Origin of the sequence: Myroides sp. C1519 (genome assembly GCF_038039755.1) — a bacterium.
Taxonomy (GTDB): Bacteria; Bacteroidota; Bacteroidia; order Flavobacteriales; family Flavobacteriaceae; genus Flavobacterium; species Flavobacterium phaeum_A.
This window is the reverse complement of record NZ_JBBPHM010000024.1, coordinates 21978-38035: the sequence shown is the minus strand read 5'-3', so window position 1 is coordinate 38035 and position 16058 is coordinate 21978. Positions and strand designations below refer to the sequence as shown.

The window sequence follows — 16058 nt, the reverse complement described above, 5'->3', positions numbered from 1 at the left end:
CTATTTTCCATTTTTAACTGTTTTAAAACTGTACAGTTATTTCAGGACGGGTCAAGCACTTTTATTTAAGAATAAAACCACTTATATTCCCAGTTAATCAAGCTAAAACAATACGACATAAGCTCTTTAAAACAAAAATAGCACCCTATGGAATAGGATGCTATTTTCTTATAATCTACTACTTTCTTGTTTTCAGAGTAACACTATTGTTGTGAACACTTCTATTAATCCTTTCTAACTTTCTTTAAAAAGAGATTATTCATCGGATTAATTCCTAGTCCTTTTATATCTTGCTGAGAGAACCTTGCTGCTTTGTCGTAAAACAAAATAATAGCGGGTACCTCATCGGCTACAATAGCATCCATTTTTTCATAAATAGCTTGTCTTTTACTATTGTCAACCTCTTTAAAAGCACTTGCATATAATTTATCGTATTCTATATTGGCAAAGCGCGTATAATTAGGTCCGTTAGGAGCTTTGTTTTGCGAATAAAAAAGTGACAAATAGTTTTCCGCATCAGGATAATCGGCAATCCAACTCCCTCTAAAAAAGGCTACCTTACCCGATGCCATTCCTTGTCTTAACGTGGCAGGTGGGGTTACATCTACCACTACATCTACGCCTATTTTCTTCCACTCGCGCTGTAAATACTCACCAATATCTATATAAGTAGCGTTAGTTGATAAAACAACCTCTACACTTTTTTGTCCTGTTTCTTTTTTGTACGAGTCCACTAATAACTTCGCTTGGGCTACATCATAAAGTTTATCTACTTTTATATTTCCTTCAAGTCCTGTTGGAATAATACCTCCAACGTTACTCTCCCCCATACCATTGCGCAAATACAACAGCATTTTATGTCTGTCAAAGCCAATGTTTAACGCTTTTCGAATACGCTTATCTTGTGTTGGTCCAGGTACATCAAGGTTAAAACCAAGGTACTCTGTATTCAAATATGGCCCAGTTTCCATTTGAATTCGCTCATTGTATTTCTCCTGTAACTTCCCATCTACAGTAATCAACTCATCTTTATACGACGGGTCTAATCCTGAAATAAAGTCTAAATTACCTTGTATAAACTGGAGAAAACCACTTTGTTTGTCTGGTAAAAAAGTAACAGAAACAGCCTCTAAATAAGGTAATCTAACGCCATCTTGATCATATTCAAAATAGTCTGTATTCTTACGCAATACAAGTTTTACATTCTCTTCCCAAAACTTAAAATAGAAAGGTCCTGTTCCAATAGGATGTGATCGAAAATCATAACTTCTATCTTCCACCACTTCTTTGGGTACAACTGATGCGTAACGCATTGACAATAACCCTAAAAATCCGGGAAATGCTTCTTTTAAGTTAATTTGAAATACAGTATCGTTAATTGTTTTAAACGAATCTACCTTTTGAAAAATCCACGCTCCTGGAGATACGACATTACTGTCTAACAAACGATAAAAGCTATATTCGAAGTCATTAGCTGTAACTGTACGCGTACTATCTACACCAAAATTTGGATGTTTGTGAAAACGAACGTCGTTTCGAAGTGTAAACTGATATGTTTTTCCGTCTTCACTAATTGTCCACGACTTAGCCACATCGGGCTGTACGTGCAGACTATCATCTAATTGTACTAACCCATTAAACAATTGATTACAAGGCCAAATTATGGCCATACTGCGTGCAAAAGCGGGGTCTAATGTTTGAATATTAGCACTTTCATTATATCTAAAAACTACCTTATCTATATCTTTAGTCGTTTTATTTTGACACGAAAGAGCCAATACACCGACACAAAATATTGAAACGTAATAAATTATTGATTTCATCAAACCGAATTTTGTATGTAAATTTGCAAACCTTTTTATTATCGAAAAAAGTAAATATAATTCAAAGTTACTACTATAGTAAGTAATCAATATGGAAAATAGAAAAAAAGTAGCTTTTTATACCTTAGGTTGTAAACTTAACTTTTCTGAAACATCTACCATTGCAAGAAACTTTGCAGAGGAAGGTTTTGACAGAGTAGAGTTTGATGAAGTGGCAGATATCTACGTTATCAATACTTGTTCTGTAACAGAAAATGCAGACAAACAGTTTAAACAAATTGTAAAAAAAGCTCAAAAGAAAAATAACAAAGCCTTTGTTGCTGCCGTTGGATGTTATGCTCAGTTAAAACCTGAGGAATTAGTAGCTGTAGACGGAGTTGACTTAGTGCTTGGTGCTACTGAGAAGTTCAAAATTACCGATTATATCAATGACCTTTCTAAAAATGATATGGGAGAAGTTCACTCTTGTGAAATCTCTGAAGCTGATTTTTATGTAGGTAGTTATTCTATTGGTGATAGAACAAGAGCTTTCTTAAAGGTACAAGACGGTTGTGATTATAAATGTACTTATTGTACTATTCCTTTAGCAAGAGGTATCTCAAGAAGTGATACAATGGATAATGTTTTGAAAAATGCGAGTGAGATTGCAGCACAAGACATTAAAGAAATTGTACTTACTGGTGTTAATATCGGTGATTATGGTAAAGGTGAGTTTGGAAATAAAAAACACGAACATACGTTTCTTGAGTTAGTACAAGCTTTGGATGAAGTGGAAGGAATCGAAAGATTGCGTATTTCATCTATTGAACCAAACTTATTGAAAAATGAAACGATTGATTTCGTTTCTCAAAGCAGAACGTTTGTACCTCACTTCCACATTCCTCTTCAATCGGGTTGTAATGATATCTTGAAAAAGATGAAACGCCGTTATTTAAGAGAGTTATATGTAGAGCGTGTTACTCGTATCAAAGAAGTAATGCCAGACTGTTGTATTGGTGTTGACGTGATTGTTGGTTTCCCTGGTGAAACAGACGAGAAGTTCTTAGAAACATATAATTTCTTAAACGAACTTGATATTTCTTATTTACACGTGTTTACGTACTCTGAAAGAGATAACACTGAAGCGGTTGATATGGAAGAAGTAGTTCCAATGAACGCACGTAATAAGAGAAGTAAAATGTTACGCGGACTTTCTGTTAAGAAAAGACGTGCTTTTTACGAATCTCAAATCGGAAAAGAGAAAACGGTTCTTTTTGAAAGTGAAAACAAAGAAGGATATATCCACGGATTTACAGAAAACTATGTAAAAGTTAAGTGTCCTTGGAACCCTGAATTGGTGAACACACTACACAAAGTGAAATTGACTAAAATAGATGATGACGGTATTGTAAGAATAGACTTCATCTAATAACAATAACTAAAAAAGCCCTATATACGTATATATAGGGCTTTTTTAATCCTCTGGATTTATAAATGTAAGTGTAATTAATCTTTATTTGGTTGTATAATTAGATTCTAATCCCCGGAGGTAACATTTCTTTGTACACTGGATTTTTTCTAAAGAAGGATACAATCTTCGGATGCGTAGGTACGACTCTCAACTTCTTCTCGCGTACTAAGTCCAAAATTCCTTTTAAAAAGTCAACTGCCTGACCTTGAACTACATTTTCCAAACCTTTAAGTTTCGTAAGGAAAATTTTTCTTTCTTGTAGTGAATACTCTACACTAAGTAACCCATTTTCAGATTCATACTCGAACTGACGTAGCAACTCATTGTCTTTGATTTCCATTATATCTGTAAGTTTTAAAGTTTCCCAAAACCATTATAGACGACTTATTCCATTAGGTAATATGTGGAGAAGTAAAATAAAAAAATAAATACGGCGTATTTCTTTTTTAAAGTCCCTATAATTTCTATATTTAGCAAAGTTCGGGAATATATTCCAATATACCTCGTAAATTCCGTTTAATTTGTTTAAAATGAACAAAATACCTATTTACTTCTTTCCTGGTATGTCCTCTACCTCAGTAATTTTCGACAAAATAACTTTAGATAATTCTAAATACGATTTAATCTTTTTAGAATGGTTACCTATTGAAATGAGTGAGAGTTTAGACGATTATGTCAAAAGATATTTGCCTTTTATCAAACACGAAAATCCTGTGCTAATTGGTGTGTCCTTTGGCGGAATTATCGCGCAAGAAATAAGTAAAATAATTTCTGTACACAAAACAATTATTATATCAAGTGTACGTTCTAATACAGAATTTTCAAGATTTTTCCATTTTTTAAAGAACAGTCAACTTTATAAGTTAATACCCACCGGATATACTGACAACGCATTGGCTATTTACAAAAAGTTCGTTCCTGAGAAAAAGAAAAAACGATTGGAATTATATAACAAATACTTACCTTTAAGAGATAAAGACTATCTTAAATGGTGTATCAGAGAAATTCTAAATTGGAAGCAAAAAGAGCCTTTAGAAAATGTCATTCAAATTCACGGTACAAAAGATGAAGTCTTTCCAATTAAAAACATAAAAAACGCCATTACTATACCCAATGGTAATCACGCAATGATTATCATCAAGTACAAATGGTTTAACGAACATTTAGACAAACTAATACATTTAAAATAAATGAATAAGACAGTTAGAACAGTAATTTCATTAGCGGCAGTGGTTATTGTTTCCTCTACGTTTATATTTTCTACTTCATTAGGAAAACAATTAACTACTAATGAAGACAGTGCTTATGGAAATGAGCAAGTATTTAACTTACCTAAAAACGCTGAGTTTGCAGGCGAAAGAGTTCCTCTACACATTACAGATGTTAAGGAAAGGTTTGACAGAGAAATGATAGTAAACACAAACCTACACGGTAGTACTATCATCACTATAAAAAGAGCAGAGAGATTCTTCCCTATCATTGAGCCAATCTTAAAAAAGAATGGAGTTCCAGACGATTTCAAATACTTGTGTGTTATTGAAAGTGCTTTAGCAAATGCGGTTTCACCAGCTGGAGCAAGTGGTTTTTGGCAATTTATGAAAGGTACTGCTAAAGACTACGGAATGCTTGTAGATGAAACAATCGACGAGAGATATGACTTAATTAAGGCTACTGAAGCAGCTTGTCAGTATTTCAAAGATGCGAAAAGACGATTTGGAAACTGGACAATGGTTGCGGCGGCTTATAACAGAGGAATGGCGGGAATGCAACGTGCGATGGATAGTCAATACGTAGACAATTACTATGATTTATTCTTAAACCAAGAGACATCTCGCTACGTTTTCAGAATTTTAGCATTGAAAGAGATTATGAATAATCCTATCAAATATGGTTTTGAAGTGCCTGTTGATGAAAGATACCACATTGTACCTACTAAAAAAGTAAGTGTAGATTATGATATTGATGATTTAGCTCTTTTTGCAAAAGAACAAGGTATCAACTATAAACTACTTAAACTATACAATCCTTGGTTAGTGAACACAAACTTAAAGGTAAAAGGTAAAACATACGATATTGAAATTCCTACAAAAGGGATCTAAAAATAACAAAAGGCACTTCATTTAGAAGTGCCTTTTCCTTTATGATTCATTAGCTTATAAGCTTATTCATTCAATTATTGTATTGTCTTATAAAACTGCTGTATATTTGTGGTGAATAAGATTTCATTTTACAAGACTATGGACAAACAACAATATGTAACAACTGCTTTTGAGCAAATCAGAAAAAAGAATATTGAAACTCCTTTTTATATTGCTGATGGTTGTAAAGTTACAGATTTAGAAATGTACTTAAATAGCTTACGAAAAGGATATCTAAACAGTGTTGACCCACGATTAGAAAAACTATTTCACGACAAAATAGAACAATTAAAATCGTTATAACTTACCATTTATTACTTCTTTTAAAAAAGAAGTAATAACCTCTAACGTTTCTTCTTTACACTCTTTGTGGGGTGTATGCCCTATATTATCAAATATTTTAGTTCTTGTCAGTCCTTGTGCATTTGCAATGGTTACATTGACTTGCTCTAATGTTCCATACTCGTCATCACGACCTTGTATAAACAATAAAGGGGAACTAATTGCTTTCATTTCTTCAGCTACTGTCCAGTCCTTATAAGAAGGAGACAACCAAGTATCCACCCAAGCTTTCATAATATCATCCACTCTATCTCCGTGATATTTTACTAACCTATCTTTTAAATTAGTAGTTTCATAAGCAACTTGTGCCGCCCTAACCCCTGATAAAGTAAGTTCTTCTACAAATATATGTCCTGCTTCAGCTACTGTACTTATTGTTTTTGTAGGATACATAGCTGCAAATAATAAAGCTATTGAAGCCCCATCACTATGTCCAAATGTACAGATATGCGATAAATTCATTTCTTCCAACATTGAATTTAAGAATACAGCTTCTTGTTTTAAGTAATCTTTCGATCTTACAGGCGTATCCATCTTATCTGATTGTCCATAACCAATACGGTCGTAAGCAACAACATCACAATTAAGGCTATTTGCAAGCATTTCTGGCCAATCTCTCCACAGCGTTACACATCCAAGTGAATCGTGCAACATAACTAAAGTAAAGTGTCCTGCTGAAAGAGTACTTTGCTTAAGATGTTTTATAAATACATTCTTATCTCCTACTTTGATATATTTTTCTTCTGTGGTGTACATATTCTCAATTTGTTAGAAAGCTAAATAAGACAATTTTTATGGAAGGCAAAAATAAAATTACTGCATAGTAACAATAAAGACAATGCTAAGATTGACGTGGAGCAATAGTCACTTTAAGGGAAGTAGTTAACCTAACGATATAAAAGTGATATAAAATAGAAAAGTATAAAAAACAAAAAAGCCCTTGAAAACAAGGGCTTTTACTGTGATCCAATCAGGATTCGAACCTGAGACCTACTGCTTAGAAGGCAGTTGCTCTATCCAGCTGAGCTATTGGACCTTACCAAATCACTGGGATTTTTTGTCGGGGTGGCAGGATTCGAACCTGCGACCTCCTGGTCCCAAACCAGGCGCGATGACCGGGCTACGCTACACCCCGAAAATAAGCGGAGAGACAGGGACTCGAACCCTGGCATCGGTTACCCGATGACAGATTAGCAATCTGCTCCGTTACCACTCCGGCACCTCTCCGTTGCTTAGATAATTACTTCTCTAATGCGGATGCAAACTTAGCACTACTTTTCATACTATGCAAGCTTTACCAAGAAAAAAAAGCATTTTTTTTCAATAAAAAAACAAACTAATTAATTATCAATAGGATATGATTTAAAGAAAAAAACATTTTTTTATTATTTAATTTTTTATTTCTCTTAATCGAGAAATTTTATGTATTTTCCCAAAACTTTTTTGCGCCCTACTTAATAGGGCAAAACAACCAAAATTGTAAATCAACTTAATTAATACTAAAAATTATGAGTAAAAAAGTAGTTATTGTTTCAGCTGCAAGAACACCGCTTGGTAGTTTCTTAGGAAGTTTATCAACTGTTCCTGCTACTACATTAGGAGCAACTGCTATAAAAGGTGCTTTAGATAAGATTAATCTTGATCCTAAATTAGTGGATGAAGTAATTATGGGGAACGTAGTGCAAGCAGGAGAAGGTCAAGCACCTGCTCGTCAAGCTGCATTAAATGCCGGTTTATCTAATGAAGTACCTTGTACTACAATAAATAAAGTTTGTGCGTCAGGTATGAAGGCTATTATGCAAGCTACTCAAGCTATCTTAGCAGGTGATGCAGATGTTGTTGTTGCTGGTGGTATGGAGAATATGAGTATGATTCCTCATTACATCCATATGCGTAATGGAAACAAATTTGGTCCTGCTACTTTAATTGACGGATTACAAAATGACGGTCTTGTAGATGCATACGACAAAAACGCTATGGGTGTTTCTGCTGATTTATGTGCTTCTACTCACAATATCTCAAGAGAAGAACAAGATGCTTTTGCAATCAAATCATATGAGCGCTCAGCTAAAGCTTGGGATGCTGGTAAATTTGACAATGAAACAGTTCCTGTTGCTGTACCTCAACGCAGAGGTGAACCAATCATCGTTTCTAAAGATGAGGAGTACACAAATGTGAAACTTGACAAAATAACGTCTTTACGTCCTGCTTTTACTAAAGAAGGTACTGTAACTGCTGCAAATGCTTCTACTATCAATGATGGAGCTGCTGCTGTAGTCCTTATGAGTGAAGAAAAAGCATTGAGCTTAGGTTTAAAACCATTAGCTTATATCAAAGGATATGCTGATGCTGCTCACGAACCAGAGTGGTTTACAACTGCTCCTGCTAAAGCTTTACCTCTTGCTCTTAAAAAAGCAAACGTTTCTGTTGAAGATGTTGACTTCTTCGAATTTAATGAGGCGTTCTCTGTTGTGGGTATTGTAAACACAAAATTACTTAATATCGACCCAGAAAAAGTAAACGTAAATGGTGGTGCTGTTTCATTAGGACACCCTCTTGGATGTTCTGGTGCACGTATTATCGTTACTTTATTAAGCGTATTAGAACAAAACAATGCTAAAGTTGGTGCAGCTGCTATTTGTAATGGTGGTGGTGGTGCTTCTGCTTTAGTTATTGAAAGAGCATAAAATATATTTTCACAATATATCGAAGATGAGTTTGATTTGTTCAAACTCATCTTTTATTTTTGTACAATAATTCAAATTACAAATATGTTTGCATATTGCAACCTTGCTATCGTACCCCTTCGCTCAGAACCAACTGACCGAAGTGAAATGGTTACACAAGTTTTATTCGGAGAACATTTTACTATTTTAGAAACTACTGAAAAGTGGTCTAAAATAGAATTAGCCTTTGACAAATACCAAGGTTGGATAGATAATAAACAATATCAAGAGATTTCTGAAGATGATTTTATCTATCTTCAAAACACCTCTCCTATTCTTTCTGCTGATTTGGTAGACTTCATTTCGTCTCAAAACAGCCAACTCATGGCGATTCCTTTAGGAAGTTGTCTTACTGGCTTAAAAAAGACCAGTATCAATACGGACCAATTCTCATATGAAGGGATGACTATCACTGGTCAGTTTACCAAACAAACGTTCCTAAAAACTGCGTTTATGTACTTAAATTCTCCTTATTTATGGGGAGGAAAGACTCCTTTTGGAATTGACTGTTCTGGTTTTACACAAATGGTTTACCGTATTAACGGTTATAAAATACCGCGTGATGCCTCTCAACAAGCTGCTATTGGTGAAGCTCTAAGCTTTATTGAAGAGAGCGAAATAGGTGATTTAGCTTTCTTTGACAATGCAGAAGGTAATATCGTTCACGTAGGAATTATTATGGAAAACAATTATATCATTCATGCACACGGAAAAGTGCGCATTGATAGATTAGACCATTTAGGTATCTATAATATTGACTCCGGTAGACATACCCATAAACTACGTGTTATTAAGAAAATCATCTAATCACACATCTTATTTCTACAATAAAAACACAGTATCCCTTTTATTTAACTTTAAGGGAGATTTCTTGTGTTTTTAGTTTTCAAATACAAAAAGAATTGCGAATAGCCCTCAAATCAGTTATAAAAGGATATTTTTAACTATAATTGCTTGTGCAACTTTTTGATATGGCAAAAAAATAAAATGTATCTTTGCCCAAATATCAAAGATGTATGAATACTTTCGAGCAATTTAATCTACCGAAAGCTTTAGATAAAGCCCTTAACGAGCTAAATTTCAAATCTCCTACCCCTATTCAAGCTAAATCTTTTCCTGTTATATTATCAGGTAGAGATATGATGGGTATTGCACAAACTGGTACAGGTAAGACATTCGCTTACTTATTACCTATTTTAAAGCAATGGAAGTTTGCCAAATTTGAAACTCCAAGAGTTGTAATCATTGTACCTACACGTGAGTTAGTGGTGCAAGTAGTTGAAGAAACAGAAAAACTTACTAAATATATGTCAGTTCGTACACTTGGAGTGTACGGAGGTACAAATATCAATACACAACGTAAAGCTGTTTACGAAGGGGTGGACATCCTTGTAGGAACACCTGGACGTATGATGGACCTTGCATTAGACGGGGTACTTCGCTTTGACAACTTACAGAAGTTAGTTATTGATGAATTTGACGAGATCTTAAACTTAGGTTTCCGTACTCAGCTAACATCTATTTTAGCAATGATGAAAAACAAGAAACAAAACATCTTGTTTTCTGCTACAATGACAGAAGAAGTTGATGAAATTCTTGATGACTACTTTGAATTCCCTGAAGAAGTTTCTTTAGCCGCTTCTGGTACTCCATTAGAAAAAATAGACCAACAAGTTTATGTAGTTCCTAACTTCACTACTAAGATGAATTTATTAATGCATCTATTAAGTGACAAAGAGGTATATAACCGTGTTCTTATTTTCATCAACAGTAAACGTCTTGCTGATGTAGTAATGGAGAAATTAGAAGAAGCTTTCCCTGAAGAATTTACTGTTATTCACTCTAATAAGTCTCAGAACTTCCGTATGCGTTCTATGGCTGAATTCCAAGCAAGTGAACTACGTGGATTACTGACAACTGATATTATGGCGCGTGGATTAGATATTTCTGATATCTCACACGTTGTTAACTTACAGTTTACAGAGTCTCCTGAGCAATATATTCACCGTATTGGACGTACAGGTCGTGCAGACAAAGAAGGTATCGCTATTTCATTCGTTGACCCTAAAGAGGAAGAAATGAGATTGGCTGCTGAAGAATTGATGGAAAGAGAACTTAGAGAAATGGAAATTCCTGAGGAAGTCGAGATCTCTGATAAATTAATGGAGTTTGAGAAATCAAAACTAAAAGCAAAACAACTTGTAAAAGTTAAAAAGCCAATTGAAAAAGGCGCTGCTTTCCACGAAAAGAAAGACAAAAACCAAAAAGTAAACTTAGGAGGACCTGGTAAACGTAAACCAAGAAAAACTAAACCAAGAAATAGAGCTGTTGAAGCTAAAAGAGCTGCTAAACGCAAGGGTCTATAGTAGATTCTATCACATAAAAAAGCCTCGTAAACATAAGTTTACGAGGCTTTTTAGTTTTATTTTATCTCATTAAAAAAGGCTTGCTAATTGTAAAAATCAGCAAGCCTTTTCAATATCTAAACTCCTATAAAGATTACATATTAATCTCTTCAGGATTGTGTTTATGTTTAAATGTAACTGCAAATAGAATTGCAATAGTCAACGCATAAGCAGCAAAAGTCAACCAGATATGTTCCCAATCTCTAATTTCAATTACTGTACTTAATGTACCGTCAGTTAAAACAGAAGATCCCTTCTCTGCAATCATAGATAATAATGTTTTATTATCTGTTGTTGTATCTAAATAGGTAGCTAAACTACTTACATCTGTAAAGCGTTGTAAGAAGTATACATCAATAAGACGTCCTGCTACTAAGTTACCTAATACAGCACCAAACCCATTAGTCATCATCATAAATAACCCTTGAGCCGATGAACGCATTGAAGAATCTGTTGATCCCTCAACGAATAAAGAACCTGATATATTAAAGAAGTCAAATGCCATACCATAGACAACACAAGACATAATAATCATCCATAATCCTGTACCTGGATCTCCTAATCCTAAGAAACCGAATCTTAATACCCAAGCAAACATTGATAACAACATTACTGTTTTGATACCATATTTTTTAAGGAAGAAAGGAATAGCTAAAATGAATAACGTTTCAGAAACCTGAGAAATTGACATAATGATTGTAGAATACTTTACAACCAATGAATCAGCATACTTTGGAAAAAACTTAAACTCATCTAAGAAAACGTCTCCATAAGCATTTGTTAGTTGCAAAGCAGCTCCTAAGAACATTGAGAAGAAGAAGAACAATGCCATCTTGTAGTTTCCAAACAATTTAAAAGCATTTAATCCTAACATCTCCATTAATGAACCACTTTCTTTCTCTCCTTTTGGTTCACATTTAGGTAATGTAAAAGAATACAATCCTAAAAGAATTGCTCCTACACCTGCTATATAAAACTGATACTCGGTTGCTTTATTACCTGTAAGATTTGTCATCCACATTGCAGCGATAAATCCTATTGTACCAAATACACGAATTGGTGGGAAGTCTTTAACAACATCAAAACCATTTCCTTTTAATACATCATAAGAAATAGAATTACTCAAAGCAATAGTAGGCATATAACAACACATTGCTACTAACATCACCCAAAAGAACGTTCCTGGATCGTCAACTTGAACTAAACCGAATAAAGTAACCCCATAAAGAATATGCAAGATACCATATAATCTTTCCGTATTAATCCATTTATCTGCTACTATCCCTGCAAGTGTTGGCATAAAAATAGAAGCAATTCCCATTGTTGCGAAAATGATACCGAATTGACTACCACTCCACTCTTTTGTTCCAAACCAATAGTTCCCTATTGTGATTAACCATGCTCCCCATACAAAGAATTGCATGAAGCTCATAAACGTCAATTTAATTTTTATATTCATTTCTGTTTTATTATATCAGTCTTAACAAATTTAAAGATAAAATACTTTTATTTATAGTTTACAAAGTACTTTAAATCAACTCTCTACTTAATTTTATTTTGCGCTAATTCTAAAATTAAGTCGAATTGTTCCTCACGAGTAAGGTTTGAGTTATCAACCTCAACTGCATCTACAGCCATTACAAGTGGAGAATCTGCTCTTGTTGTATCAATTTTATCTCTTTCTACAACATTTTTAAAAACATCTTCAAATTTGATTGTCTCATCTTTCACAATTAACTCATCAAAACGACGTTGAGCCCTAATCTCAGGAGAAGCAGTCATAAATATCTTTAATTCTGCATCTGGAAAAACGACAGTACCAATATCTCTACCATCCATAACAACACCTTTAGATTTACCTAAGTTTTGTTGTTGTTCAACTAATTTTCTACGCACTTCTGGTATTTCAGCAATTTGACTTACAAAATTAGATACTTCCAATGTTCTAATGATGTCCTCTACATTACTGTGATTTAAATAAATTTCAGCAAACCCACGCTCTGGATTATATTCAAAATGAAGTTCAATTAAATGAAGGGAATCTATCAATGCCTCTTTGTCAAAATGACCTTCTTTAATAAAGCCTTTTCTCATGGCGTATAAAGTTACTGCACGATACATAGCTCCTGTATCTATATAAACGTAACTCAGTGATTTTGCCAATGATTTTGCCAATGTACTTTTCCCCGTAGATGAAAAGCCATCAATCGCTATGGTGATCTTTTTCAAATTGAAAAATTTAAAATTAATTTCTGTTTTTACTTAATGTCAAATATAACAGATTAAATCACGTTTTCACACTTTTAATATCAATATAACGACAAACAAACAATAGTTCATTTTATGCAATATTCTTAGTTGCTACTAATGCTTTCTAATAAAGATTTTGACAATTGTTTACAAAGGTAAAGTAATATAAAAAATTACGCACTAAAATATGAGAATAACACCAGCTCATTAAACAAAAAAAGCACCAGATGAATTATCTGGTGCTTTTAAATATATAGCATAAAGAGATTATTTTGCTTTTACAGCTTCAAACTTCTTTGCATTCTTTACTTTTTGATCAGTAATTGCTAATTCAATTACTTCTTCCATACGATCTACATAGTGGAATGTTAATCCTTTTAAATACTCTTCTTTTATTTCATCAATATCTTTTCTATTGTCTTTACACAAGATAATTTCCTTGATATTAGCTCTTTTAGCTGCAAGTATTTTTTCTTTTATTCCTCCTACAGGTAATACTTTCCCTCTCAATGTAATCTCTCCTGTCATCGCTAAGTTCTTCTTTACTTTTTTCTGTGTAAAAGAAGACACCATAGAGGTTAACATTGTAATACCAGCACTTGGTCCATCTTTTGGTGTTGCTCCTTCAGGAACGTGAATATGTATTTTATAATTATCAAGAGTCTCTTGAGCAATACCTAATTCATCTGCGTGAGCCTTAATATACTCAAGTGCAATTGTAGCAGACTCTTTCATTACGGTTCCTAAATTACCCGTAATAGACAAATCACCTTTTCCTTTAGAAACAATAGACTCAATATACAGAATATCACCACCAACACTTGTCCAAGCTAAACCAGTTACAACTCCTGCTACATCATTATTCTCATATTTATCGCTTTCAAAACGAGGTGTTCCTAATATCTTACGAATATCAGCTTCTGTCATTTTTACATTGTACTCTTCTTCCATTACAATGCTCTTAGCAACACCACGAGCAACGTGTGCAAGCTGTTTATCTAAACCACGTACACCAGATTCTCTTGTATAATTTGAAACGATAAACTCCATTTGTTTCTTGCCAATTGACAAGTCTTTAGTTGTTAAACCGTGCTCTTTCAATTGTTTTGGCAACAAATGCTTTTTCCCTATTTCTACCTTCTCTTCAATCGTATATCCTGTCATTTCAATAATCTCCATACGATCACGCAATGCAGGTTGAATAGTTCCTAAGTTATTAGAAGTAGCAATAAACATAACTTTAGACAAATCATACCCCATTTCTAAGAAGTTATCATAGAAATCAGAGTTTTGTTCAGGATCCAATACTTCTAACAAAGCAGAAGAAGGGTCTCCATTATGACTTGATGACAATTTATCAATTTCATCTAATAAGAAAACAGGGTTTGACGTTTTAGCCTTTTTAATACTTTGTATAATACGTCCTGGCATAGCACCAATATACGTCTTTCTGTGTCCTCTAATTTCAGCTTCATCTCTCAATCCACCTAAAGAAATACGAACATACTCTCTACCTAAAGCATTCGCAATAGAACGCCCGATAGATGTTTTACCAACCCCCGGAGGTCCGTATAAACATAAAATAGGTGATTTTAAATCATTTCTTAATTTAAGAACTGCCATATGTTCAAGAACACGCTTTTTAACGTCTTCAATTCCGTAATGGTCTTTATTTAAAACTTTATCTGCATTTTTTAAGTCAAAGTTATCTTTAGAATACTCCCCCCAAGGTAACTCCAATAACAACTCTAAATAATTGCGTTGAATACCAAACTCAGCAACTTGAGGATTCATTCTTTGAAATTTCATTAATTCCTTCTCAAAGCGTTCTTTTACCTCTTTACTCCATTTTTTATTCTTAGCTTTTTTACGCATTTCCTCAAACTCTTCTTCATTTGAAAAGCCTCCAAGCTCTTCTTGAATAGTTTTCATTTGTTGATGTAAGAAATACTCTTTTTGCTGTTGATCAAGATCAATGCGAACTTTACTTTGAATATGATTGCGTAAAACAAGTTTCTGCAATTCTAAATTCATTTCTTTTAAAGTATCAAGTCCTCTATCTTTCAAATTATCAATACACAATAAGTTTTGCTTTTGTTCAACTGTCAAACTAATGTTTGAAGAAATAAAATTGATTAAAAAAGACTTACTATCAATATTGTTAATTGCAAATGAAGCTTCTGAAGGGATATTAGGATTCTCTTTTATGATTTCTAACGAAAGTTCTTTTATCGAATCTACAATAGCTACAAACTCTTTATCTCCTTTTTTAGGTTGAGTTTCAACTCGTTCTTTGATAGTTGCCTTCATAAAAGGCTCCTCTTCTACCATTTCAACAATATCAAAACGTTTTTTACCTTGTAAAATCACAGTGATATTTCCATCAGGTAGCTTTAATAATTTGATGATACGTGCAACTGTTCCTGTATGATAAATATCGTTAACCGTAGGGTCATCTACATCTTCATCCTTCTGGGCTACAACACCTATTATTTTATCTCCCTTGTTTGCTTTATTCAGTAATTCAATTGATTTATCTCTTCCTGCTGTAATAGGAATTACAACCCCTGGAAACAATACCATATTTCTCAATGGTAAAATAGGGATTTCTAAAGGCATTTCTTCATTATTCATTTCCTCTTCATCTTCTGAAGTCATAATTGGAATAAATTCAGAATCTCCATCAACAAAATCTTGTAACGACAAATTGTCCAGTGTTATTATTTTTTGATCCGCCATATTTATATTTACGTCATTTTGTCAGTTATAGCCATATAATATTGTGTATTAATCCTACACCATACAACGTAACTAACTGATAACCAACAAAAAATTAATTTATAAGTTATAATCTCTCTTTAACATTCCAATCTTTATGCCATAAAAAAATCCTTACAAATAGTGTAAGGATTTAACAACTTAAC

At 33.6% G+C, this 16058-nt stretch carries 13 protein-coding genes and 3 tRNA genes; 7 read left to right on the top strand and 9 right to left on the bottom strand.

Going from position 1 to position 16058, the window contains the following annotated elements; all coding sequences use genetic code 11:
* Nucleotides 1-224: 224 nt before the first annotated feature.
* Complete coding sequence (locus tag AABL81_RS12100) at nt 225-1823, bottom strand: ABC transporter substrate-binding protein (RefSeq protein ID WP_341341156.1); 1599 nt, start codon at nt 1821-1823, stop codon at nt 225-227.
* Nucleotides 1824-1914: 91 nt separating this feature from the next.
* On the opposite strand from AABL81_RS12100, the gene mtaB reads away from it, so the two are divergent.
* Nucleotides 1915-3231 (top strand): tRNA (N(6)-L-threonylcarbamoyladenosine(37)-C(2))-methylthiotransferase MtaB, encoded by a 1317-nt coding sequence (gene mtaB, locus AABL81_RS12095; protein WP_158209199.1) that lies wholly within the window; start codon nt 1915-1917, stop codon nt 3229-3231.
* 100 nt (nt 3232-3331) lie between these two features.
* Here the strand turns inward: mtaB and AABL81_RS12090 are convergent, their stop codons facing one another.
* The gene (locus tag AABL81_RS12090; RefSeq protein ID WP_158209200.1) at nt 3332-3613 is read right to left on the bottom strand and encodes a GNAT family N-acetyltransferase; all 282 of its coding nucleotides are present in this window, start codon (nt 3611-3613) and stop codon (nt 3332-3334) included.
* 190 nt (nt 3614-3803) lie between these two features.
* Here AABL81_RS12090 and AABL81_RS12085 point away from each other — a divergent pair, with 190 nt between their 5' ends.
* From AABL81_RS12085 to AABL81_RS12075, 3 genes are all read left to right on the top strand, one after another.
* The gene (locus tag AABL81_RS12085) at nt 3804-4463 is read left to right on the top strand and encodes an alpha/beta hydrolase (protein WP_341341155.1); all 660 of its coding nucleotides are present in this window, start codon (nt 3804-3806) and stop codon (nt 4461-4463) included.
* The gene (locus tag AABL81_RS12080; RefSeq protein ID WP_341341154.1) at nt 4464-5372 is read left to right on the top strand and encodes a lytic transglycosylase domain-containing protein; all 909 of its coding nucleotides are present in this window, start codon (nt 4464-4466) and stop codon (nt 5370-5372) included. It abuts the gene before it with no gap.
* Nucleotides 5373-5510: 138 nt separating this feature from the next.
* Entirely contained in the window at nt 5511-5714 is a 204-nt protein-coding gene (locus tag AABL81_RS12075) for a hypothetical protein (RefSeq protein ID WP_158209203.1), read from the top strand.
* On the opposite strand, the gene AABL81_RS12070 is transcribed toward AABL81_RS12075, so the two are convergent.
* From AABL81_RS12070 to AABL81_RS12055, 4 genes are all read right to left on the bottom strand, one after another.
* Nucleotides 5709-6509: an alpha/beta fold hydrolase gene (locus tag AABL81_RS12070; RefSeq protein WP_341341153.1), complete on the bottom strand. Its 801-nt coding sequence runs from the start codon at nt 6507-6509 to the stop codon at nt 5709-5711. The genes AABL81_RS12075 and AABL81_RS12070 overlap by 6 nt on opposite strands.
* 206 nt (nt 6510-6715) lie before the next feature.
* A tRNA-Arg gene (locus tag AABL81_RS12065) sits at nt 6716-6789 on the bottom strand.
* A 24-nt stretch (nt 6790-6813) separates the two neighbouring features.
* Nucleotides 6814-6888 (bottom strand) — tRNA-Pro (locus tag AABL81_RS12060).
* Nucleotides 6889-6896: 8 nt separating this feature from the next.
* Nucleotides 6897-6980: transfer RNA gene (locus tag AABL81_RS12055), tRNA-Ser, on the bottom strand.
* Between the two features lie 281 nt (nt 6981-7261).
* On the opposite strand from AABL81_RS12055, the gene AABL81_RS12050 reads away from it, so the two are divergent.
* The 3 genes from AABL81_RS12050 (at nt 7262) to AABL81_RS12040 (ending at nt 10845) form a co-directional block, all read left to right on the top strand.
* Complete coding sequence (locus tag AABL81_RS12050) at nt 7262-8440, top strand: acetyl-CoA C-acyltransferase (protein WP_341341152.1); 1179 nt, start codon at nt 7262-7264, stop codon at nt 8438-8440.
* A gap of 84 nt (nt 8441-8524) precedes the next feature.
* Nucleotides 8525-9286, top strand: a complete 762-nt coding sequence (locus tag AABL81_RS12045; protein ID WP_341341151.1) for a C40 family peptidase — start codon at nt 8525-8527, stop codon at nt 9284-9286.
* A gap of 209 nt (nt 9287-9495) precedes the next feature.
* Nucleotides 9496-10845, top strand: a complete 1350-nt coding sequence (locus AABL81_RS12040; protein ID WP_158209206.1) for a DEAD/DEAH box helicase — start codon at nt 9496-9498, stop codon at nt 10843-10845.
* Between the two features lie 133 nt (nt 10846-10978).
* On the opposite strand, the gene AABL81_RS12035 is transcribed toward AABL81_RS12040, so the two are convergent.
* The 3 genes from AABL81_RS12035 to lon form a co-directional block, all read right to left on the bottom strand.
* A complete protein-coding gene (locus tag AABL81_RS12035; RefSeq protein ID WP_158209207.1) occupies nt 10979-12343 on the bottom strand; it encodes a nucleoside permease in 1365 nt (454 codons plus the stop codon).
* An 83-nt stretch (nt 12344-12426) separates the two neighbouring features.
* Nucleotides 12427-13113, bottom strand: coding sequence for a (d)CMP kinase (gene cmk, locus AABL81_RS12030; protein ID WP_158209208.1), 687 nt, complete (start codon nt 13111-13113; stop codon nt 12427-12429).
* A gap of 288 nt (nt 13114-13401) precedes the next feature.
* A complete protein-coding gene (lon, locus tag AABL81_RS12025) occupies nt 13402-15873 on the bottom strand; it encodes an endopeptidase La (RefSeq protein WP_341341150.1) in 2472 nt (823 codons plus the stop codon).
* Nucleotides 15874-16058 lie beyond the last annotated feature (185 nt).